Raw genomic sequence first — 17,177 nt, 5'->3', positions numbered from 1 at the left:
ATGACCGCAGTACCCGGCCAACGGTCTACTGCTGCTGCGGGTCCGGCGGCTGCCGAGCAAGCGGCGGAGGAGGACCTGCGGGCGTTGTTCGGGCAGTCCATCGCCGTCTTCGCGTCTCTGGCTGGGCCATCGCACCTGGTGGAGACGGCGAACCCGGCGTTCTTCGCCACCATCGGCGAAGAGCGGGCCCGGGTCGGGGTGGCGATCGCCGAGCTGATGCCCGAACTGGCCGGTCAGGGATTCATCGCGCTCCTGGACCAGGTCTTCCGCACGGGTGAGCCCCACACCGGCCGTGACGTGCGGGTCGTGCTGGGCAGCGGCCCGCAGGCACGGGAGGCGTTCTTCGACTTCACCTACGAGCCACGTCGGGACGCCGACGGCAACGTGACCGGGATTCGTGTGCTCGGCGTGGAAACCACGCAGGTCAAGCATGCCCAACGGCTGATGGCCGAACACCGTGCCCTGCTGGAGCAGATCGCCCGTCAGGCACCCCTGGCCGAGGTGCTCGACGGGATGGCCCGCTGTATCGAGAACCTCGCACCGCAGGAGGTGCTCGTCTCCGTTCTGCTCGCCGATTCCGACGCCCGGCACCTGCGCCATGGCGCCGCGCCGAGCCTGCCCGACTTCTACAACCAGGCCATCGACGGCATCGCGACCGGCGAAGGTGTCGGCTCGTGCGGCACCGCCGCCCACCGGCGGGAACCAGTCATCGTCACCGACATCGCCACCGATCCGTTCTGGGACGACTTCCGGGACCTGGCCGGCCAGGCTGGATTGGCGGCCTGCTGGTCCACGCCCATCCTGGCTCGCGACGGCGGCCTGTTGGGCACCTTCGCGATGTACCACCGCACCCCGCGCGTCCCGCAGGACACCGACCTCGCCCTCACCCGCCTCTTCGCCGGCACCGCAGCCCTGGCCATCGAACGCCACCACATCGAAGAGGCGAAACTCGCCGCCGAGGCACGCGCCAAGTCGGCGAATGACGAGTTGGCCAAGGTGCTGCGCGTGGAGCGGGAACTGCGCGCCGAGGCTGAGCAGCGTGCCGCCGCCGCCGCGGAACTCGCCACCCAGATGCGTGCCGCCGCGGCCGCGCAGGCCGCCACGCCGCACCCCGAGTACTGCCAGCTCGGCGGCGCCGCCGGGTGCACCGCGCCAGCCGAGGTCAAGATCGCCGATTCGTGGGGCGACGCGGCGTGGGGCTGCCCTGACCACGTCGAGGAGGCCATCCTCAACGTGCGGTCGGTGTTCATCGCCAGCGAGGAACTCGGTGGCCTGACCGCCTACCTCAACCGCTGATGACTCCGGTGCCGCGCTCGGCTTCGGCTACAAGCTTGAGTGGCTCGCCATACGTGACCGGGACGCCGATGCCGTCGGGGCCGCGCTGAACCTCAGCCGTCCCACTCCCGCCAACTGGCGTGATGCGGTCACCGCTGCGTATGACGACCAAGGCCAGTGGCTGCTCACGCCGCCGCTTGACCGGTGGACGCTGCGCGCCCGGGGCGGCGCGGTGGAGCGAGCATTCGGCGAGCGCGGCGAGGTGCTGTTCGACATCGGCGAACGCACGCCGGAGGAGCAGGCGCTCGGAGTTGGGGCCGTCTCCGACGAGGACGAAACGTGGGACGACGATGACGAGACTTCGCCGTGGCCAGACGAGGAAACCGTGCTCACGCTCGCTGGTCAGTGGAGTATCGACCCACGGACGCTGGACAGCGCCATCGTCCCCGGGCATCCGTGGATCGCGTCAGCTCGATCGAGATTGCCAGAGTGGTTCTGTTGGCCAGTTGTGGACCCGCCCTGTGTAGGGCTGGCTCGGCTGAAGGGCCCGCTCCTCAGGGGTTGATCAGTCTCCAGTCTCCTTCGGAGATGACCTCAACGGTGCCATCGACCACCTTGATGGCGGTGTTGTCGTCGATGGCGTAGGTCGGGACCGGGATTCCGGACGCCCACTTCTGGATGTCGGACAGGTCGGTGTCCTCCATGTCCGGATGATTGAGGTGGGGGTAAAGGGTGAAGTCCACCAGCCCTAGCGCCCGGTCGGCGTCCTGCGCCATGTCGCTGCCGTCAGGGACGAATTGACTGTCGAATTCGGCGTCGCAGTTGTACGGGGTGACCGCGATGCTCCCGGCGCTGACCCCCACATAAACCGTGTCGCTCAGCGACGGCAGGAGGTCGGCCAGGCCCGACTGGCGCAGCCAGTAGGTCAGGTACAGCACGTCGCCGCCCCAGACGAGGAGGGCATCGGCCTCCCGGACCGCGGGGACCCAGTTCTCTTCTCGAATGGTCGGCAGCGCGGTGAGCTCCAAAATCCCCAGGGATTTCCAACCGAGCTGGGACAGCGGGATCGAAGCATGGCCGTGGATCGCCTTCCACGCCCTCTCGGCTCCGCCGGGGAAGGGGTAGACAGCGGTGGGGACGAACAGGGCCGTGGACTCGGCGATCGGCTTGCCCAGCAGGTCGACGAGCGCGTCGGAGATGCTCGGGTTGCAGATGCCCGACGACGTGAGCAGAAACTTCATCAAATCCGCTCTCCTAAGCCACCGCATGACGGCGATCATGTTGCCTATGAGAACCAGCGTCCCGGCTCGCTAACCCGAACGACACATCGCTGGATCATCCGCTGGCGGCCGTCCAACCGTCAACTGCCTCCGCCCGCACGACGACACAGGTCCGATGACACGCCCTGCATACCAACCGTCTGAGCACCTGTGGCCAGTTGGGGACCATACGCCGCGCAGGAGCGTGCCGCTGCCACATCGCGGTGACGGATTCGGCGTAGCGGTTCAGGAACGGTCGAAGGATTGTTCGCCGAGGGCACGCAGGAAGTCGAAGCTGTCGGCGGTGGCCGTGCCGGGTTGAGGCCGGAAGATGACCAAGCGCTGACCCGTGGTGGTGCTGAGGACGAAGTCACACTGTACGTCCAGCCGTCCGACTTGGGGATGGATAAGGATTTTGCGGGTGGTCTGTAGCGGGGCGACCTGCATGTCGGACCAGTACTGGGCGAATTCCGGGCTGACGAGGGTGAGGTCGGCGATCAGTTGCTCGGACACGGGGTCGTGGCCGGTGCGGGCGGCGGCTGCGCGTAGGTCGGCGACGTATCCGCGGCCGATCGCCTCGTGTTCCTCCGGCACGTTGAGTGCGCGGGATTCGGGGTGGGTGAACCAGCGCCAGGTCACGTTCGAGTGCCGGTTGTCGCCGTCGGTCCAGGGGCCCAGCAGCGCGCGGCTGAGGGCGTTCTGGGCGAGGATGGCGGTGCGGTCGTCGATGACGTGTGCGGGCACCGTGGTGAGTGCGTCGAGGAGGAACATCATCGCGGGGTCGACGTACCCGCTGAGGGTGGAGGTCGTCGGTGCCGGATGTCCGGCGAGGCGGTAGAGGTAGTCCCGTTCGTCGACGGAGAGTCGCAGCGCCCGGGCCAGGCTGCCCAGTAGAGCCTCCGAGGGGTTGGTGTTGCGCGACTGCTCGAGTCGTTCGTAGTAGTCGACGGACACGTTTGCCAGGAGAGCGACTTCCTCACGGCGCAGGCCGGGGGTGCGGCGCCGCCCGCGTGAAGGGAGCCCGACGTCAGCCGGGCGGAGTGCCTGTCGGCGAGCCCGCAGGAAGTCGCCGAGTTCGGTTCGTGCCACGAACTGCCCTTTCCGGATCGCGGCGCCACCAGCGGTGCTGGTGGCGCCGCGAAGATCCCGTCGATATCGGACGCTACTCCTGGATCGCGGCCATCGCCGGTCCGGTGTAGCGCTCCCCGACGGCGGCACCGACCGGAGCGGCGACGCTGAGTTCATCGAGCAAGCCGGCGTCGATCTTGAGCTGCGCGGCGGCGACGTTCTCCTCCAGGTACGTACGACGCTTGGTGCCGGGAATTGCGGTGACGTGGTCACCTTGCGCCAGCACCCAGGCCAACGCGAGCTGGCTGGGCGTGACACCCGCCTGTTCCGCGATGGCGCGGATCCGGTCCACCAGGAGCAGGTTCTGCCGCAGGTTCTCCTCGGCGAACCGGGGCCAGGTACGACGCCAGTCGTTCTCGGGCAGGTCTTCGAGACTACGAACTGAGCCGGTGAGGAAACCACGGCCCAACGGTGCGTACGCCACGAACCCGATGCCCAGGTCACGCACCGTGTCGAGCACGCCATTGGTCTCCACGTTGCGGGTGAACAACGAGTACTCGGTCTGCACCGCCGACAGCGGCGCGGTGGCGTGCGCGGCGCGGATGCTCTCCGGCGATGCCTCGCTGATCCCGAGGTAGCGGATCTTGCCTTCGGCGACGAGTTCGCCGAGCGCGCCGAAGGTCTCCTCGACCGGTACGTTCGGGTCGACCCGGTGCTGGAAGTACAGGTCGATGTAGTCGGTGCCGAGCCGGCGCAACGATCCGTCGAGCGACTTGCGGACGTAGTCAGGTTGACCGTTGGCGCCGCCGATGATGCGGCCCGCATCGTCGAACGTCACGCCACCGAACTTGGTGGCGATGACGGCCTGGTGGCGACGCCCTCTCAGTGCCCGGCCGAGCAGTTCCTCCCCGGTGAGCGGGCCGTACATGTCGGCGGTGTCGAACAACGTCACGCCGAGTTCGAGTGCGCGGTGAACGGTTGCGGCGGACTCGGCGTCGTCCGGGGTGCCGTACATCGCGGTCATGCCCATGGTGCCAAGTCCCTCGACCGAGGCCACCAGCCCCTGACCACCGATCGCATGCTTCTGCAAGATCATGTCGTTGTCTCTTTCTAGATGCCACGAGCGCCTTCCGACCGCTCATCACCAGCCTGCGGCAGATCGTCGCCGTTATCGGCGTTCTGCCTATCCCCGGCCCGACAGGGCGACGATCCGACGCGATGATTTCGAGTTCCGGGTCTGGTCCGTCCGGCCCCGCCCTCGTAGTGCCGCCCGGACGATCGCAGAGGTCGCCCCCCTATTGCTTGACCCTTCAAATTTCCACCGGTAGCCTTTTGCTATTCATAGATAAATATCTATTTAGGTAGGTGAACCGTGCTGTTGAAATCCATCGTCCTCGCCGCGTCCGTCGCCAGCGTGCTGGCCACCGCCCCCGCCGCTTCGGCGGCACCCGCGCAAGCATCGAACGAAGCCTGGCTACCCGGGAACTGTCCGCAGGGCACGTTCTGCATCTGGCCCAACTGGGATCACCCGGCAGAGGGCCCTACCGCGACTCCGTCCCTGGTGACCACCAGCGAGTGGTCCGGCAACGTCCCGGCCTTCAACTTCTACAACCGCACCTCCCGCAACGCCGAGATCACCTGGTCCTACAACTACCTCGGGACGCAGCTTTCCGGCGCGATCTGCGCTCGCCCCGGCGGCGGGGACCTGTATGTGCCCATGTTCGTGACGAAGGTGAGTTGGCAGACGCGCACCTGCTGATCATCCCCCGCCGCCCGACAGTGGTTCGGCGACGGCTCGTCGCGCTGCCCGAGCGGTCTTGGCAGAGGCCAGGAACCGTCGCCGCGCGTCCGGCGCAGGGTCAGGGCATCCACCGCACGCCCGGGTTCACGCGCCCGGACCAGTCGAAGACGGCCATGTTGTCCCACTGGTTTCCGGTGCCGTTGATGTTGGCCGGGTCCCAGCCGTTGCCGCGGACGGCGTACCAGGTGGGTTCCCAGTAGAAGACACCGATGGCGCCCGCGTTGCGGGCGGTGTTCTGCACCCAGTCGAACTCCTGGGCCTGCCCGGACCAGGTCGCGCTGATGCCGTCACAGGTCGCGTCGCCGATGGCGTTCGGCTCACTGTCCGCGTTGTTCCGGGTGAAGGGGTACGCCGTCTCCACGATCACCACTGCTCACGAGACTCCTTCAGCCCACCGTGCAGGGAACGCCGTTCAGCGAGAAGGCGGCCGGCGGTGCGGCGCTGGCGCTCCACCGCCCCTCGACGCCGAAGGTCACAGAGCTGTTCGGCGCCAGGACGCGGTTCCAGTCGACGTTACGAGCGGTCACAGTGGCCCCGGTCTGGTCGATCGTGGCGTTCCACCCCGAGGTGACCTGCTGATCGCCCGGGAAGTTGAAGGTGACGACCCAGCCGTCGACCGGTGCCGCCCCGGCGTTGTGGACCGTCGCCGTGGCCACGAAACCGCCCGGCCACTCGGACTGGTTCCGGTAGGTCACCCGGCAGGTCGAGGGCGGCGGGGGCGTCGGGGTGGACATCGTGGGCAACTCGACAGTGTTGGACGCGATCGAGACGTTGCCGACCGCGTCCCGGGCCCGCACGTAGTACAGGTTGCGCAGCGGCGTCGACGTCGGTAGCGACGTCGTGTACGTCGTACCCGGCACGGTGGCGATCAGCCTGGAGGTGAACCAGCCGTCGAATTGGTAGACGTTGTACCCGAACACGCCGACGTCGTCCGTCGAAGGTGACCAGGACAACGTGGCGGTCGAGGGGGTCACCTCACCGACGGTCAGGCTCCGCGGCGCGCTCGGCGGGGTGGTGTCCGGGCCGGTGTCCGTCACCGGCGTGACCACGGTCAGCATGTCCGACCAGTTCGAGCGTTGCCCGAGGCTGTCCCGGGCGATCATGCGGAACGAGAACTGCATGCCCGGCCCGACGTGGGCGGTGATCGTGGTGGTGGTGACCGCGCCGGCGGTGGCGCTGAGGCCGATATCGCCAAACTCCTGGTAGTACACGATGTCATAGCCGGTGATGGCGCAGCAGCCGGATGTTGCGGCCGTCCAGGTGAAGGTGATCGACGTGCTCCGGACCTCGCTGGCGGTCAGGTTCGTGGGAGCACTGGGCGGGACGGGCGAGGTGCTCGGCGTGCTGGACGGTGTCGTCGGCGTTGGCGGCGCGGTTCCGGCCGGCTCTGCGGCGGACACCACGGCCGCGCCGGGCGCCGGGGCCACCTTCGGGTACGCGGCGGTCGTCACGGTGCCGGCGTCGGCCGCCGGTGCGGCGCTCAGAGCGGTGCCGAGCACCGCCGTCGACAGCACGACGGCTGCCAGTAGACCCGGCCGCAGACGGCGGAACAGCGTGGACGAGGGAACGCCTGTCATACGTCGACGATGCAGCAGGAGATCGATGATCACCAACGTGTCTCACGCCTCGGCCGATGACCGGCCCGGCTCCTGGTGAATCGTTGCCACCCTTCTCCTCCCACTCCCGCACCGCGTCGCTCGATGAGTGTGCTGGTGAGACAGCGATTCGCTGGGAGCGATACCAGTGGGGCAAAATTCAACGCTCCCGATCGTTACACTCGCCGCAACGCCGGCACCGCCGCAGACCTCAGCCTGCGCCAGACCCTCATCGAATGGAGACGCCTGTGACCCGCGACAAGGCGGCACCCCCCGGCATCGACCCCAACATTCCCAGCGTGGCCCGGGTCTACGACTTCTTCCTGGGCGGCAAGGACAACTTCGAGGTCGACCGTAAGGTCGCCGAGCACGCCCTGCGGATCACACCGGACGGACCGGCAGCCGGCCAGGCGAACCGGGCCTTTCTGCGTCGAGTGATTCGTTTCCTCGTCAGCGAGGCGGGCATCGACCAGTTCCTCGACATCGGATCGGGGCTGCCCACCCAGGGCAACGTGCACGAGGTCGCCACCGAGCAGAACCCGAAGGCTCAGGTGGTCTATGTGGACAATGACCCGATCGTCCTGACACACGGGCGGGCCCTGCTCGCCGCGGAGGGCACCGCGACGGTGATCCAGGCGGACATCCGGGAGCCACAGGCAATCCTCAACAACCCGGACGTACGTCGGTTCCTCGACTTCGACCGGCCGATCGGTCTGCTGCTCTTCGCGATCCTGCACCACCTCGGCGACGACGAGGACCCGCGAGCGGTGGCCGCCGCGTTGATTGACGCACTGCCCTCCGGCAGCTACGTGGCGATCTCGCACTTCCGCGACCCGGGCGAGCGAGACCCCGAGGGCTCCCGCAAGGCCCGCGAGGTCGAGCGGATCTTCAACGAATCGTTGGGCACCGGCCGTTGGCGTACCGACGAGGAGATCCTCTCGTTCGCCGACGGGCTGACGGTGCTGGAGCCGGGGTTGGTACCGCTGGCCGAGTGGCGTCCGGAGCCGGACGCACCGGCTGCGGTGCAGACCGACACCTATCACACCTTCGTCGGGCTCCTCGCCCGCAAACCGTAGGCGCCGTCTTCCGGCGCGTCCGTCGGCGGGGGCGCGCCCGCCGACGGACGCGCCTCGTCGGCCGATCAGCCGCCCTCCTCCGCCCAGCGAAAGACGGCCCTGGCGCTGAGCGCCAGGGCCGTCCCAGTCCATCGTCGCGAAGGCTGGTCATCAGCTCCCGGAGTCCGGGAACAGGTACAGATCGAACTGCAACCCCTGGTTGTCAAGCTCCAACTGCTGGCTACCGTAGAGGCTGGGCGGGCCAGCGTAGGTGCCGACGAGGTTGTACAGGCCCGGATCGACGGCGAACTGGAAGGCGCCATCGGGGCCAGTCACGACCTCGATCCCAGCCGGCTTCAGCCGAATTGTCGCCCCCTCCAACGGCAGCCAGGTGGTCGTGTCGAACGCCTGGCCCTTGAGGCTCCAGTTGGCGGACACCGTGAAGCTTCCCTGCGTCATGGGGCTCAGCCGGCCGCGGCGGTCGACCGCCACCGCGTAGACGGGCCGCTCACCCGTCAGGCTGCCTACATCGATCGTCACACTGGCCGTACCGCCCGAAGCCGCGTGGACCTCGCTGCCCAGGTTCGTGTCGCCGACGCTGTACCGGAACGTGGTCACCCGGGTGTCGCCGTTCGCGTCGAACCTGATGGCGATCTGGCCACCTTCGGCGACGCTGTCCCCGCCCGGAAAGCTGATTGCCGGCTGAAGAGGCGCCTTCGATCCGGACGCCCCTCCGACGGCCGCCGATGCAGGCGGCGCCACCAGCATCGAACCGGCGGCCAGCGTCAGCGACGCGGCCAGCGCAGCAACACCGCGGCGAGTGAGACGGGTGCGCGCACCCAACGTTGATCCGACGAACACTTCAGCCCCCGTATCCTCAGAACGTCACAGCGCGCTCACCCTAGCCAGCAAGATGATCTACGTCAACGCCTTTCAATGAGTTGCCAATGGACTGGCGGCGGCATGCCGCCGCCAGTCTCGCGGGCTGATAAAACGTTGCTTCGGTAACCGGGCCACCTTCGCTTTAGAGGTGGGCGAATCCATTCGCCCTCACTCCGCGTTATCGACCTTTGAATGGCTGGCAAACGGTTGACCACCGACGACAATTCGGGCCTTTGTCCCCTTCTTCAACTACACCATGCGGGCGAGCGCGGCCCGGTGCACCGACGTGACGTCAAGTGCCTACCGCGCGGGTTCCAGTACGACGACTGGGATCTCGCGGGTGGTCTTCCGCTCGTAGTCGGCGAAGCCTGGATACGCGGCCTTCAACGGGCTCCAGATCCGTTCCCGCTCCTCCCCGACGGCGACCCTCGCGACCAACTCGATCTTGTCCGTACCGATCTCCGCTTGGACCTTCGGGTGAGCGAGCAGGTTGTAGTACCAGTCAGGATTGCTGGGCGCACCGCCCTTGGAGGCGAACACGGCATAGCCGCCGTCCACCTTCTGGTACATCATCGGGTGCACGCGGGGCTGGCCGCTCTTGGCACCGACCGTGTGCAACAACAGCAGCGGGGCGCCAGCGAACTGACCACCGACCTGCCCACCGTTGGCACGAAATTCAGCGATGATCTTGTCGTTCCAGTCGCTCATGACTTCTCCCCGCGTCCGCGCACCGGCTGCATCGACACATTCTGACAGTCCCATCGATGCGCGGCACCGCGACCACGGCCCAACAGGCCCGGCGGCGACAAATGTCTACCGCCCGGTCGCGCGGCTGCGGCTGGCGCCCGCCGCTGCTCACTCACGAAGGCTGTAGTCGCCAAGTGCGCCCACGTAGAGTCTCAGCCGTGAGCGAGGGCCGCTTCGAGCGTTATGACCGCTACGAACGAGCCCTTGTTGACGTACTCAGTATTCTCAACCTCCCGGCGCCGCCGGCACCTTCCGGCGACGCGCGCAACGACCCGCGGGCCCGGCGGCACTGGCAATGCAGCGTGAGTCTGCTGATCATGCAGGCGGCGCTACCGCCGCAGCCCGAGGAGGTGTTCGAACCGCTGGTGCTCGCGGCCGTCTACGAACCTGACCCAAGTCACACTCAACGGCACATCAGACCAGCACTCAACGCCTTCGGCCGTCGACGCGTTCAGACCAGGCTGCTCGAACACCTCCGAACGGGGACCGACTACGAGGTCATCGGCGCGGCCGATGCCTGGTACTGCACGTACCTGCGCGTCGCGGGCAGTGACATCGAGGACGATCGGTGCACCGACCTGCGGCATGCCTTGCAAGAAACCGGACTGCACATATTCCTGGCCAACGACAACCCGAGAGTCCGCCGCCGCATCCTCACCCTGCTGAACCTTCGCGCCGACGAAAACCCACCGGAGCTGCGCCCACTGGTCACCGAGGTGCTCCGCATCGTTCACGCTCAGGCCGGATAGCCTTCCACCGCTGCACTAACCACAAGGAGCACCCGGCGGAGTCGAAGCCGCACCTTGTGGGCCCAGGTGACGCTGGAGTCCGGGCGTCGGCCACTCACCGCGGCACCGCTCGGGCAGGCGATCGCCGTTCGACGCCGGCTCGGACGGCTCGGCGCGAACACACTCCTGCTCGCAGCACTTGACGACGCCGCCGAGGCGGATCTCATCCTCGCCCAGCGCCGCCGAATCAATCGGACGTCACCCACGCTCCGCCCTCCGGCCGTCGGCCGCCCGTCGCCTCGCCATCCCGCGGCCTTCGCCCGCACAGCGTGGAGTGGTTAGGGTCTGCCTGCTCGATTTAGCCCGGATGCAGGTTGTCGGGATGGCGACAACATCCCAGAGCGCCCCGTCAGCGCTCAGCCCGACGGGCAGCCTCGCCCGGCCCCGCTCGCCTCGCCCGGTACGATCGCGAGCTTGTTCGCACTGCAGGGAGCCCATGAGATCCGCGTGCTGCCGCCCCGGCAGTTCCCATGCTGAGAGTAGGTTTCGTCAATGGCATGCCGTATCGGTGAGCTCGTGCTCAAGTGCCGCGACCCCGAGGTGCTGGCGCGGTTCTGGTGCGAGATCCTGGACTTCATAGAGCTCGATCGCGAAGAGGGTGTCTACATCGAGATAGGACCCCGCGAAGGGTTCGGCGGCCCGCAGCCGACCATCTTTCTCATCCGCGACGACGAGCCGAAGAACGGGCATGCTCGGCTGCACATCGACGTCAATCCCACCGACCGCGATCAGGACGCCGAGCTCGAGCGCCTCCTGGCCGTCGGGGCCAAACTCGTCGACATCGGTCAGCCTGCGGATGCGTCCTGGCACGTCCTCGCCGATCCGGAAGGCAACGAGTTCTGCCTGCTCAAGCGCCGCCTCGACCCACTCTGACGGCCCTCGCCCAAACGATCGACACAGCCGCCACGCCGCAGCTCGGCGTCGTGTTGCTCGATGGCATCTAGGTCGTCCAGTCCGGACTTCTCAGCGGTCGATTGAACCCCGACCCGACGCCCGCAGGCAGCCGCCGAGGCGGCGTGAGCGGGACTGTTCCGCACAGCTCAGACCCTGTTCCCCCTCGCCAACCGCAGGTCAGGCTTACCGCCAGATCGATGCAGTCGAGCAGGACGATCTCCGTCCTGCGGGCCGCTCAACAAGGAAGGCAAAGGGAATGAACGTCTCCATCAAGCAGAGAGCCTCGGCGGTTCTGGCGGGACTGGTCCTCCTGGCGGGCGTGGCGATCACGTCGGCCGCACCGGTGCTTGCCGCTCCCGCCCCGGCAACACCCGTCTCACAACTCTCGGCGGCCGACTCGACCGTTACCTCGATCAACCCGTACGAGTGGAACACCGCCACCGCCTCAGGCGCGCCACCGGCGGGAGCGATTTGTGAGTGGACGCCCGGCGCCCAGGCCTGTTTCGAGCGGTCCGGCGACCGGTGGTGGGTGCTGGACAACAGTTCTGATGGCCGATCGGTGACCGCGTCGTGGACGAACCGGCTGGACACCTACCCCGGCTGGTACACGGTGGATTACCGCGAAGGTTCCTGCGTGAACAAGCTGGGCGCCGGCAACTGGGGTGTATGCAACAAGGACTACTACGAGGACGGCACCCGGCACGCCTACGGCATCGGAAGCCTGCTCGAATGGCAGGCTTGTTTCTACGACTCGGCAGCCGGCACCTGGCACGGATGCTCTTCGCCGCCGCCTAGTTGGACTTACAACGACCAGTAACCGCTGGCAGCAAACCAGCAGCGCAACGCCGTTGCCGGAGCCACAACGGCGTAGTCGTCCCGTGACGCACGGTCGAGACATGAGGCCGGCTGCCGGGTGGACATCGAGGGTGGTGGGGACCGAGCATCTTGCCGATCCCCACCCTGACCTGTCTCCTGGCAGCACGGATCTCAATCTGCTCCTGGCCGCACTGACAGCACTTCAGGAGACGTCGGCGCCCGGCGAGACGTGGTTCGCCCCGGCAGCCCGGCTCGGGTTCGCGCAGCCGGCGATGGACGGCGAGACACTTATCCATTCGGACCTCAATCCGGCGAGCCTGATCGTGACACCGGTCGGCCTACGGATCGTCGATTGGGCGTGGGCAACCAAAGCCGCCGCATGGGTCGAACTCGCGCTGCTCGTCCAGTGGCTGATCGGCAGCGGGCACAGCGCCGAACAGGCGGAAGAGTGGTTAGCGCAGCTTCCCGCATGGACAGCGACTGACCATCACGTCCTGGACCACTTCGCGTCAGGGAACGCAACGAAGTGGGCGGCCAAGTCCGGGCAGAGCACCGAGCTCTGGGTACAAGACCTCGCAGTGTGGACCGGCGAGTGGGCCAACCATCGGGCCCACGGCCGCCAGTCAACCCATGAGCCATAACCCGAGGGCACCCTCTCGCCACGCGGCACCGGCAGCGGTCAGCCCAACTACTCAACTAGCCAGCAGGCCCGCTCAGGACCGCAATCAGCTCACTCAGCCGGTCGGTTGATGGCGGTCCGAACCCAGAGCCGGCCGCGCTGTTCCCAATCTGCTCCCAATGTAAGCAGCACATACGGCAAAGCCCGTTACCGATGACTCCGGTAACGGGCTTCTGAGCTGCACAAACTGAGAGTGGGCGATGCTGGTATCGAACCAGCGACCTCTTCGGTGTGAACGAAGCGCTCTCCCACTGAGCTAATCGCCCTCAGCGCCACTGACTCTACCCGATCGTGGAACCGGACCGGAAATCCGGGGTCAGTGGGTCGCGAGGTAGTGCATCGCCTCGGCCACCACGTCGATGCCGAGGCTGTACTTGAGGGACAGCCAGACCACCGTGCCCACGAAGACCAGGCCGACGGAGCCGAGCACGATTCGCACCAACAGCGACTGTTTGGTTACCCAGCGTGTCCATCCGTGGACGTGGCGGCGGGTGAAGCCGAGCAGCCGGCGCGCCCAGTGGTATTCGACGGCCCAGATGCCCAGGCCGGCGATCACCAGCAGCCAGCCCGGCCCGGGGAGAGGGATGAGGGCGATGCCGATGGTCACCACCAGCGCCCCGGCGATCGCGATGAAGATCTTGAGTGCGATCCGGCCGGTGGGGTTGGCGCGGATGAGGTCGAGGGTCAGCGAGATCCGCTCACGCCAGCGGGGCCGGCGCGGCCGCTCCTGCACGGCGATTCCGCCACCACGGCCAGCGTCGGCGTCGCCACCGCCACCGCCACCGGTGCCACGACCAACGGCGGCGTCGCCACCACGACCGGCGCCATCACCACCTGGACGACCGGCGTCGGACGCCGGCCGACCGGCCCGTTCGGGCTGCTCCATCGGCACTCCGTACCCCCGCTTTTCGGCTGCTCGGGCCGCGACTTTCGGCGGGCCGGGCGCCGCCGCCGGATCCACTGAGGATTGCTTCGTCACCATTTCACCCCCCAGTGTCGCTCGGGCCCGTCACTGCAACGGCCGACTGGACGTTACCGGAGTAAGTCGACGACTGAGCCACCCGATACCGGGCGGGATCACGCACTGGGCAGAACCGGAAATCCTACATGAATGCTCACATTCACGCGGGCTTTCCGTCCCCCTTCCCACCACTGGGTGAAGTCAGCGTATGGCGGAGCGTAGCCAGGAGTAGCACCTGAGTATGGGAAAAGCGGGACACGCGCGTTCCGCAGCGGTGCCGGGGGGAGAACGTCCATGAGTGTCATCCGACCGACGACCGTAGAGGTCGAGACGTCGCTAAGGCTCGTCGCACCTGACGCCACCGCCTTGCCGGTGCGTGCCAGTCTGCGTTACGACCCTGCTGACCCGTATGCGGTCCATGTCCTGTTCCATGCCGAATCGGCCGGGGGCGAGGCGGTGAGTTGGTCGTTCGCTCGCGAACTTCTGGTCACCGGCCTGGACGAGCCGGCCGGCATCGGGGATGTGCGGGTCTGGCCCTGGGCCACACCGCGCGGCGACTTCGTCGCGCTGGCCCTCTCGTCACCGGACGGCAACGCCCTCTTCGAGGTGCCGCGCAGCGTCCTGGTGCGTTTCCTTCGACGGACCTACGTCGTCGTCCCGCGCGGTCGTGAGGCCGAGCACCTGGACGTCGACACAGCGGTGAACCGGCTGCTCGCCGGTCGCTGACCACCCGAACGGGCAACACCGGCCACACCGGGGCCGCGCGGATCTGCCGAGTCCGCGCGGCCCCGGCACACACCCGAGGTGTACGCGGACAGTGCGCCCCGGGTCGGCCGGTGCTCAGCCGTGCGTGGTGATGCCGCCGTCGACGGGAATGACCGCCCCGGTGAGGTACGCGCCGGCGCGCGACGAGAGGTAGATGGCCGTGCCGGCCATGTCCTCGGGGCGCCCGATGCGGCCCAGCGGCACCTGCTGCTCGATGGCCGCCCGGCTCGCCGGGTCGTCGAGCGCGAACGCCATCATCTTGCTTTCGAACGGGCCAGGCGCGATCGCGTTGACGGTGATCTGCTCACCGGCGAGTTGGTGGGCGAGGCTGCGGGTGAGCATGTGCACGGCCGCCTTGGTGGCCGAGTACGCGTACACCTCCATCATCGGCACCCGGATGCCGTCGATCGACCCGATGTTGATCACGCGGGCCGGGTCGTCGGCGCTGGCGGCGGCGCGCAGCGCCGGCAACAGCGCGGTGGTAAGCCGGAAGACGGCCTTGACGTTGACCGCCCAGAGCTTGTCGAACGCGGCCTCGGGATAGTCCTGAAGCGGTGCGCCCCAGGTCGCGCCGGCGTTGTTGACCAGCACGTCGAGGCGGCCGAAGCGCTCACGCACGGCGGCGGCAAGCGTCTCGGCGCCGCCGTCGTCGCTGAGGTCGGCGGGGATGGCCTCGCAGCGACCCTCGGCGGACAGGGTGGTGGCGACCGCCTCGCAGACGTCCGCCTTGCGCGACGAGATGATCACGTGTGCGCCGGCTCGGACGAAGCCCTGGGCGATCATCAGCCCGATCCCCCGCGAGCCGCCGGTGACCAGGACCGTCTTACCTTCGACCGAAAACAGCTGCGTCATGCCCATCCCATCGCGAGTCGGCGGGGGCCGTCGGTCGGTCGAGCGGCCGGCGGATGCCGGGTGAACCGCGGACCGACGGCGCTACCGCCGGGTAACGTAGCCCGGCCGCCGGGAGCGGGACAAGCCCGCAGCTTGCCGCGGATTCCGCTACGAACGTCGATCGGGATGCGGTGACCTGCGGTTCGGGCTACCGTCGCAGGCGATGGTCTCCACCGATTCCTCCCCCGCGCCATCGATCGGAACGGCGTCTCCCGTAACCGACGAGATAGCCACGTTCGCGCTGGCCGATCTTGCCGGCGCCCCGGGCTGGCGTCGGCCGGTGATCGTCGAGCGGGAGCTGTTGATTCTCACCACGCGCGGGCACGGTGACGCGGAACTCGACTTTCATCTGCTGCCGTGCCGGCCCGGCACACTGCTTCGGGTCCGCCCCGGCCAGGTGCTGCGCTGCGCCGGCCCCCAGTTCGACGCCACAGTGGTCGCCTGGGATCCCGAGGCGCTGCGCGATTTCGACGTCGACCTGACCGCGACCGCGACCTGGCGGCAGTTGGCCGGTGAGGACGAGGACGCGGTGATCAGCGAGGTGAGCCAGTTGGCGGTGGACTGTCGACGGCACCCCGACGGCCCCACCGCCCGCGCGCTGCTCCGGCACCAACTGGCCGTGCTGCTGCTGCGGCTGGCCGTGGCCCACGACGACCGGTCGCCGTCCCGACCCGAGGACGAGACGTTCCACCGGTTCCGCCGCGAGGTGGAGCACGGCTACCCGCACACCCGGCGGGTGGAGGACTATGCGGCGGAGCTCGGCTGCTCGGTGCGGACCCTGACCCGCGCCTGCCTGGCCGTCACCGGTCGCAGCGCCAAACAGGTCATCGACGAGCGGGTCGCGTTGCAGGCCAGCCGGTTACTGGCCGCGACGGACCAGCCGATCGCCCAGATCGGCCGGCGGCTCGGCTTCTCCGAACCCACCAACTTCGGCCGCTTCTTCACCCGCGAGGTCGGGGTCAGCCCCGGCGTGTTCCGGGCCGCCCGGGATCAACCGGTGGCCGGCCGGGTGGTCCGACCTCGACCGCCGGCCGAGTCGACAGGCGTCAACGGCGGCTGGTTCCGCCCCGGCACCCCGGGCGAACCCGCCAACGGCGGGCACGCCACGAGGTCCGGGCCGCCCGCCGGAGGGCCGGGCGGCACCGGGCGGGCATGATGGCAGAGTGCAGATCTCCGCGCGCGGCGACTACGCGGTACGGGCGGCGTTGAGCCTCGCCACCGCGTACCCCTCGCTGCTGCCCACCCAGGCCATCGCCGCGGAGCAGGACATGCCCCGCAAGTTCCTGGAGGCGGTCCTGGCGGATCTGCGCCGGGCCGGCATCGTCCGTGCGCAGCGCGGCGCCGAGGGCGGCTACACGCTGGCCCGGCCACCACGCGAGGTGACCGTCGGCGCGGTGCTGCGCGCCGTCGAGGGCCCGCTGGCCGGGGTACGCGGGCAGCGCCCCGAGGAGACCCGGTACGAGGGCTCGGCGGAGAACCTGCCCGGCCTGTGGGTGGCGGTCCGCGCCGCCGTGCGGCGGGTCGTCGACGAGGTGAGCCTTGCCGAGATCGTCAGCGGTCGACTGCCCGCGCACGTCCGCAAGCTCACCGCGCTGCCCGACGCGTGGGAGCCGCGCTGACCCCATGCTGCCCGGGATCGGAACGAGCGGTCAACGGCCTTCCAGAAGATGAGACTTCTATCGCTGCCGATGTTAGAAAGCG

The 17,177-nt window shown here is 68.3% G+C and carries 19 protein-coding genes, 1 tRNA gene and 1 pseudogene; 10 read left to right on the top strand and 11 right to left on the bottom strand.

The window, feature by feature from the left end; all coding sequences use genetic code 11:
* On the top strand, nt 1-1,296 hold the full coding sequence (locus ACIA47_RS28750; protein ID WP_203119189.1) for a GAF domain-containing protein: 1,296 nt from the start codon (nt 1-3) through the stop codon (nt 1,294-1,296).
* Here ACIA47_RS28750 and ACIA47_RS28745 read toward each other — a convergent pair.
* From ACIA47_RS28745 to ACIA47_RS28730, 4 genes are all read right to left on the bottom strand, one after another.
* Nucleotides 1,286-1,729 (bottom strand): hypothetical protein, encoded by a 444-nt coding sequence (locus ACIA47_RS28745; RefSeq protein ID WP_396711462.1) that lies wholly within the window; start codon nt 1,727-1,729, stop codon nt 1,286-1,288. The two genes, ACIA47_RS28750 and ACIA47_RS28745, sit on opposite strands and share 11 nt — an antisense overlap.
* Nucleotides 1,730-1,829: 100 nt before the next feature.
* Entirely contained in the window at nt 1,830-2,516 is a 687-nt protein-coding gene (locus ACIA47_RS28740) for a Type 1 glutamine amidotransferase-like domain-containing protein (RefSeq protein ID WP_396711461.1), read from the bottom strand.
* Between the two features lie 264 nt (nt 2,517-2,780).
* Complete coding sequence (locus tag ACIA47_RS28735; protein ID WP_396711460.1) at nt 2,781-3,779, bottom strand: helix-turn-helix transcriptional regulator; 999 nt, start codon at nt 3,777-3,779, stop codon at nt 2,781-2,783.
* A complete protein-coding gene (locus ACIA47_RS28730; protein WP_396711459.1) occupies nt 3,697-4,698 on the bottom strand; it encodes an aldo/keto reductase in 1,002 nt (333 codons plus the stop codon). Before ACIA47_RS28730 ends, ACIA47_RS28735 begins: the two co-directional genes overlap by 83 nt.
* A 276-nt stretch (nt 4,699-4,974) precedes the next feature.
* On the opposite strand from ACIA47_RS28730, the gene ACIA47_RS28725 reads away from it, so the two are divergent.
* Nucleotides 4,975-5,361: a hypothetical protein gene (locus ACIA47_RS28725; RefSeq protein WP_396711458.1), complete on the top strand. Its 387-nt coding sequence runs from the start codon at nt 4,975-4,977 to the stop codon at nt 5,359-5,361.
* A 100-nt stretch (nt 5,362-5,461) separates the two neighbouring features.
* Here the strand turns inward: ACIA47_RS28725 and ACIA47_RS28720 are convergent.
* Nucleotides 5,462-5,773: pseudogene (locus tag ACIA47_RS28720) on the bottom strand (glycosyl hydrolase 53 family protein); the annotation flags it as partial.
* A 16-nt stretch (nt 5,774-5,789) separates the two neighbouring features.
* Nucleotides 5,790-6,980 carry a cellulose binding domain-containing protein gene (locus ACIA47_RS28715; protein WP_396711457.1) on the bottom strand — a complete coding sequence of 397 codons (1,191 nt, stop codon included), beginning with the start codon at nt 6,978-6,980 and terminating at the stop codon, nt 5,790-5,792.
* A 254-nt stretch (nt 6,981-7,234) separates the two neighbouring features.
* Here ACIA47_RS28715 and ACIA47_RS28710 point away from each other — a divergent pair, with 254 nt between their 5' ends.
* Nucleotides 7,235-8,074 (top strand): SAM-dependent methyltransferase, encoded by an 840-nt coding sequence (locus ACIA47_RS28710; RefSeq protein ID WP_396711456.1) that lies wholly within the window; start codon nt 7,235-7,237, stop codon nt 8,072-8,074.
* Between the two features lie 150 nt (nt 8,075-8,224).
* Here ACIA47_RS28710 and ACIA47_RS28705 read toward each other — a convergent pair whose 3' ends face one another.
* Together ACIA47_RS28705 and ACIA47_RS28700 are read right to left on the bottom strand one after the other, a co-directional pair.
* Entirely contained in the window at nt 8,225-8,914 is a 690-nt protein-coding gene (locus ACIA47_RS28705; RefSeq protein WP_396711454.1) for a hypothetical protein, read from the bottom strand.
* A 321-nt stretch (nt 8,915-9,235) separates the two neighbouring features.
* Entirely contained in the window at nt 9,236-9,643 is a 408-nt protein-coding gene (locus ACIA47_RS28700) for a nitroreductase family deazaflavin-dependent oxidoreductase (RefSeq protein WP_396711453.1), read from the bottom strand.
* Between the two features lie 197 nt (nt 9,644-9,840).
* On the opposite strand from ACIA47_RS28700, the gene ACIA47_RS28695 reads away from it, so the two are divergent.
* From ACIA47_RS28695 to ACIA47_RS28680, 4 genes are all read left to right on the top strand, one after another.
* The gene (locus ACIA47_RS28695; protein ID WP_396711452.1) at nt 9,841-10,431 is read left to right on the top strand and encodes a hypothetical protein; all 591 of its coding nucleotides are present in this window, start codon (nt 9,841-9,843) and stop codon (nt 10,429-10,431) included.
* Between the two features lie 531 nt (nt 10,432-10,962).
* Entirely contained in the window at nt 10,963-11,343 is a 381-nt protein-coding gene (locus ACIA47_RS28690) for a VOC family protein (RefSeq protein WP_203119175.1), read from the top strand.
* Between the two features lie 277 nt (nt 11,344-11,620).
* A complete protein-coding gene (locus ACIA47_RS28685) occupies nt 11,621-12,181 on the top strand; it encodes a hypothetical protein (protein ID WP_396711451.1) in 561 nt (186 codons plus the stop codon).
* Nucleotides 12,182-12,290: 109 nt separating this feature from the next.
* Nucleotides 12,291-12,821, top strand: coding sequence for an aminoglycoside phosphotransferase (locus ACIA47_RS28680; protein ID WP_396711450.1), 531 nt, complete (start codon nt 12,291-12,293; stop codon nt 12,819-12,821).
* Nucleotides 12,822-13,053: 232 nt separating this feature from the next.
* Here the strand turns inward: ACIA47_RS28680 and ACIA47_RS28675 are convergent.
* Nucleotides 13,054-13,125, bottom strand: a tRNA-Val gene (locus ACIA47_RS28675).
* A 50-nt stretch (nt 13,126-13,175) separates the two neighbouring features.
* Nucleotides 13,176-13,820 carry a PGPGW domain-containing protein gene (locus tag ACIA47_RS28670; RefSeq protein WP_396711493.1) on the bottom strand — a complete coding sequence of 215 codons (645 nt, stop codon included), beginning with the start codon at nt 13,818-13,820 and terminating at the stop codon, nt 13,176-13,178.
* A gap of 294 nt (nt 13,821-14,114) precedes the next feature.
* Between ACIA47_RS28670 and ACIA47_RS28665 the strand changes: the two genes are divergently transcribed.
* Nucleotides 14,115-14,546, top strand: a complete 432-nt coding sequence (locus ACIA47_RS28665; RefSeq protein ID WP_007457244.1) for an SsgA family sporulation/cell division regulator — start codon at nt 14,115-14,117, stop codon at nt 14,544-14,546.
* A gap of 114 nt (nt 14,547-14,660) precedes the next feature.
* Here ACIA47_RS28665 and ACIA47_RS28660 read toward each other — a convergent pair whose 3' ends face one another.
* Nucleotides 14,661-15,437 carry a glucose 1-dehydrogenase gene (locus tag ACIA47_RS28660; RefSeq protein WP_203119167.1) on the bottom strand — a complete coding sequence of 259 codons (777 nt, stop codon included), beginning with the start codon at nt 15,435-15,437 and terminating at the stop codon, nt 14,661-14,663.
* 202 nt (nt 15,438-15,639) lie between these two features.
* Here ACIA47_RS28660 and ACIA47_RS28655 point away from each other — a divergent pair, with 202 nt between their 5' ends.
* Complete coding sequence (locus tag ACIA47_RS28655; protein WP_203119165.1) at nt 15,640-16,632, top strand: AraC family transcriptional regulator; 993 nt, start codon at nt 15,640-15,642, stop codon at nt 16,630-16,632.
* Nucleotides 16,633-16,639: 7 nt separating this feature from the next.
* Nucleotides 16,640-17,095 carry an RrF2 family transcriptional regulator gene (locus ACIA47_RS28650; protein ID WP_396711449.1) on the top strand — a complete coding sequence of 152 codons (456 nt, stop codon included), beginning with the start codon at nt 16,640-16,642 and terminating at the stop codon, nt 17,093-17,095.
* Nucleotides 17,096-17,177 lie beyond the last annotated feature (82 nt).

Origin of the sequence: Micromonospora sp. NPDC051227 (assembly GCF_044455385.1) — a bacterium.
Classification (GTDB): Bacteria; Actinomycetota; Actinomycetes; order Mycobacteriales; family Micromonosporaceae; genus Micromonospora.
The sequence above is the reverse complement of the archived record's forward strand: the minus strand, read 5'-3'. Positions and strand labels throughout refer to the sequence as shown.

Bases quoted from the DNA above. Each gene is read 5' to 3' on its own strand.
- ACIA47_RS28715 (WP_396711457.1), bottom strand. From the start codon at position 6,980: ATGACAGGCGTTCCCTCGTCCACGCTGTTCCGCCGTCTGCGGCCGGGT.
- ACIA47_RS28730 (WP_396711459.1), bottom strand. From the start codon at position 4,698: ATGATCTTGCAGAAGCATGCGATCGGTGGTCAGGGGCTGGTGGCCTCG.
- ACIA47_RS28685 (WP_396711451.1), top strand. From the start codon at position 11,621: ATGAACGTCTCCATCAAGCAGAGAGCCTCGGCGGTTCTGGCGGGACTG.
- ACIA47_RS28735 (WP_396711460.1), bottom strand. From the start codon at position 3,779: ATGAACTCAGCGTCGCCGCTCCGGTCGGTGCCGCCGTCGGGGAGCGCT.
- ACIA47_RS28700 (WP_396711453.1), bottom strand. From the start codon at position 9,643: ATGAGCGACTGGAACGACAAGATCATCGCTGAATTTCGTGCCAACGGT.
- ACIA47_RS28655 (WP_203119165.1), top strand. From the start codon at position 15,640: ATGGTCTCCACCGATTCCTCCCCCGCGCCATCGATCGGAACGGCGTCT.
- ACIA47_RS28750 (WP_203119189.1), top strand. From the start codon at position 1: ATGACCGCAGTACCCGGCCAACGGTCTACTGCTGCTGCGGGTCCGGCG.
- ACIA47_RS28710 (WP_396711456.1), top strand. From the start codon at position 7,235: ATGGAGACGCCTGTGACCCGCGACAAGGCGGCACCCCCCGGCATCGAC.
- ACIA47_RS28745 (WP_396711462.1), bottom strand. From the start codon at position 1,729: ATGCCCGGGGACGATGGCGCTGTCCAGCGTCCGTGGGTCGATACTCCA.
- ACIA47_RS28690 (WP_203119175.1), top strand. From the start codon at position 10,963: ATGGCATGCCGTATCGGTGAGCTCGTGCTCAAGTGCCGCGACCCCGAG.
- ACIA47_RS28660 (WP_203119167.1), bottom strand. From the start codon at position 15,437: ATGACGCAGCTGTTTTCGGTCGAAGGTAAGACGGTCCTGGTCACCGGC.
- ACIA47_RS28740 (WP_396711461.1), bottom strand. From the start codon at position 2,516: ATGAAGTTTCTGCTCACGTCGTCGGGCATCTGCAACCCGAGCATCTCC.
- ACIA47_RS28665 (WP_007457244.1), top strand. From the start codon at position 14,115: ATGAGTGTCATCCGACCGACGACCGTAGAGGTCGAGACGTCGCTAAGG.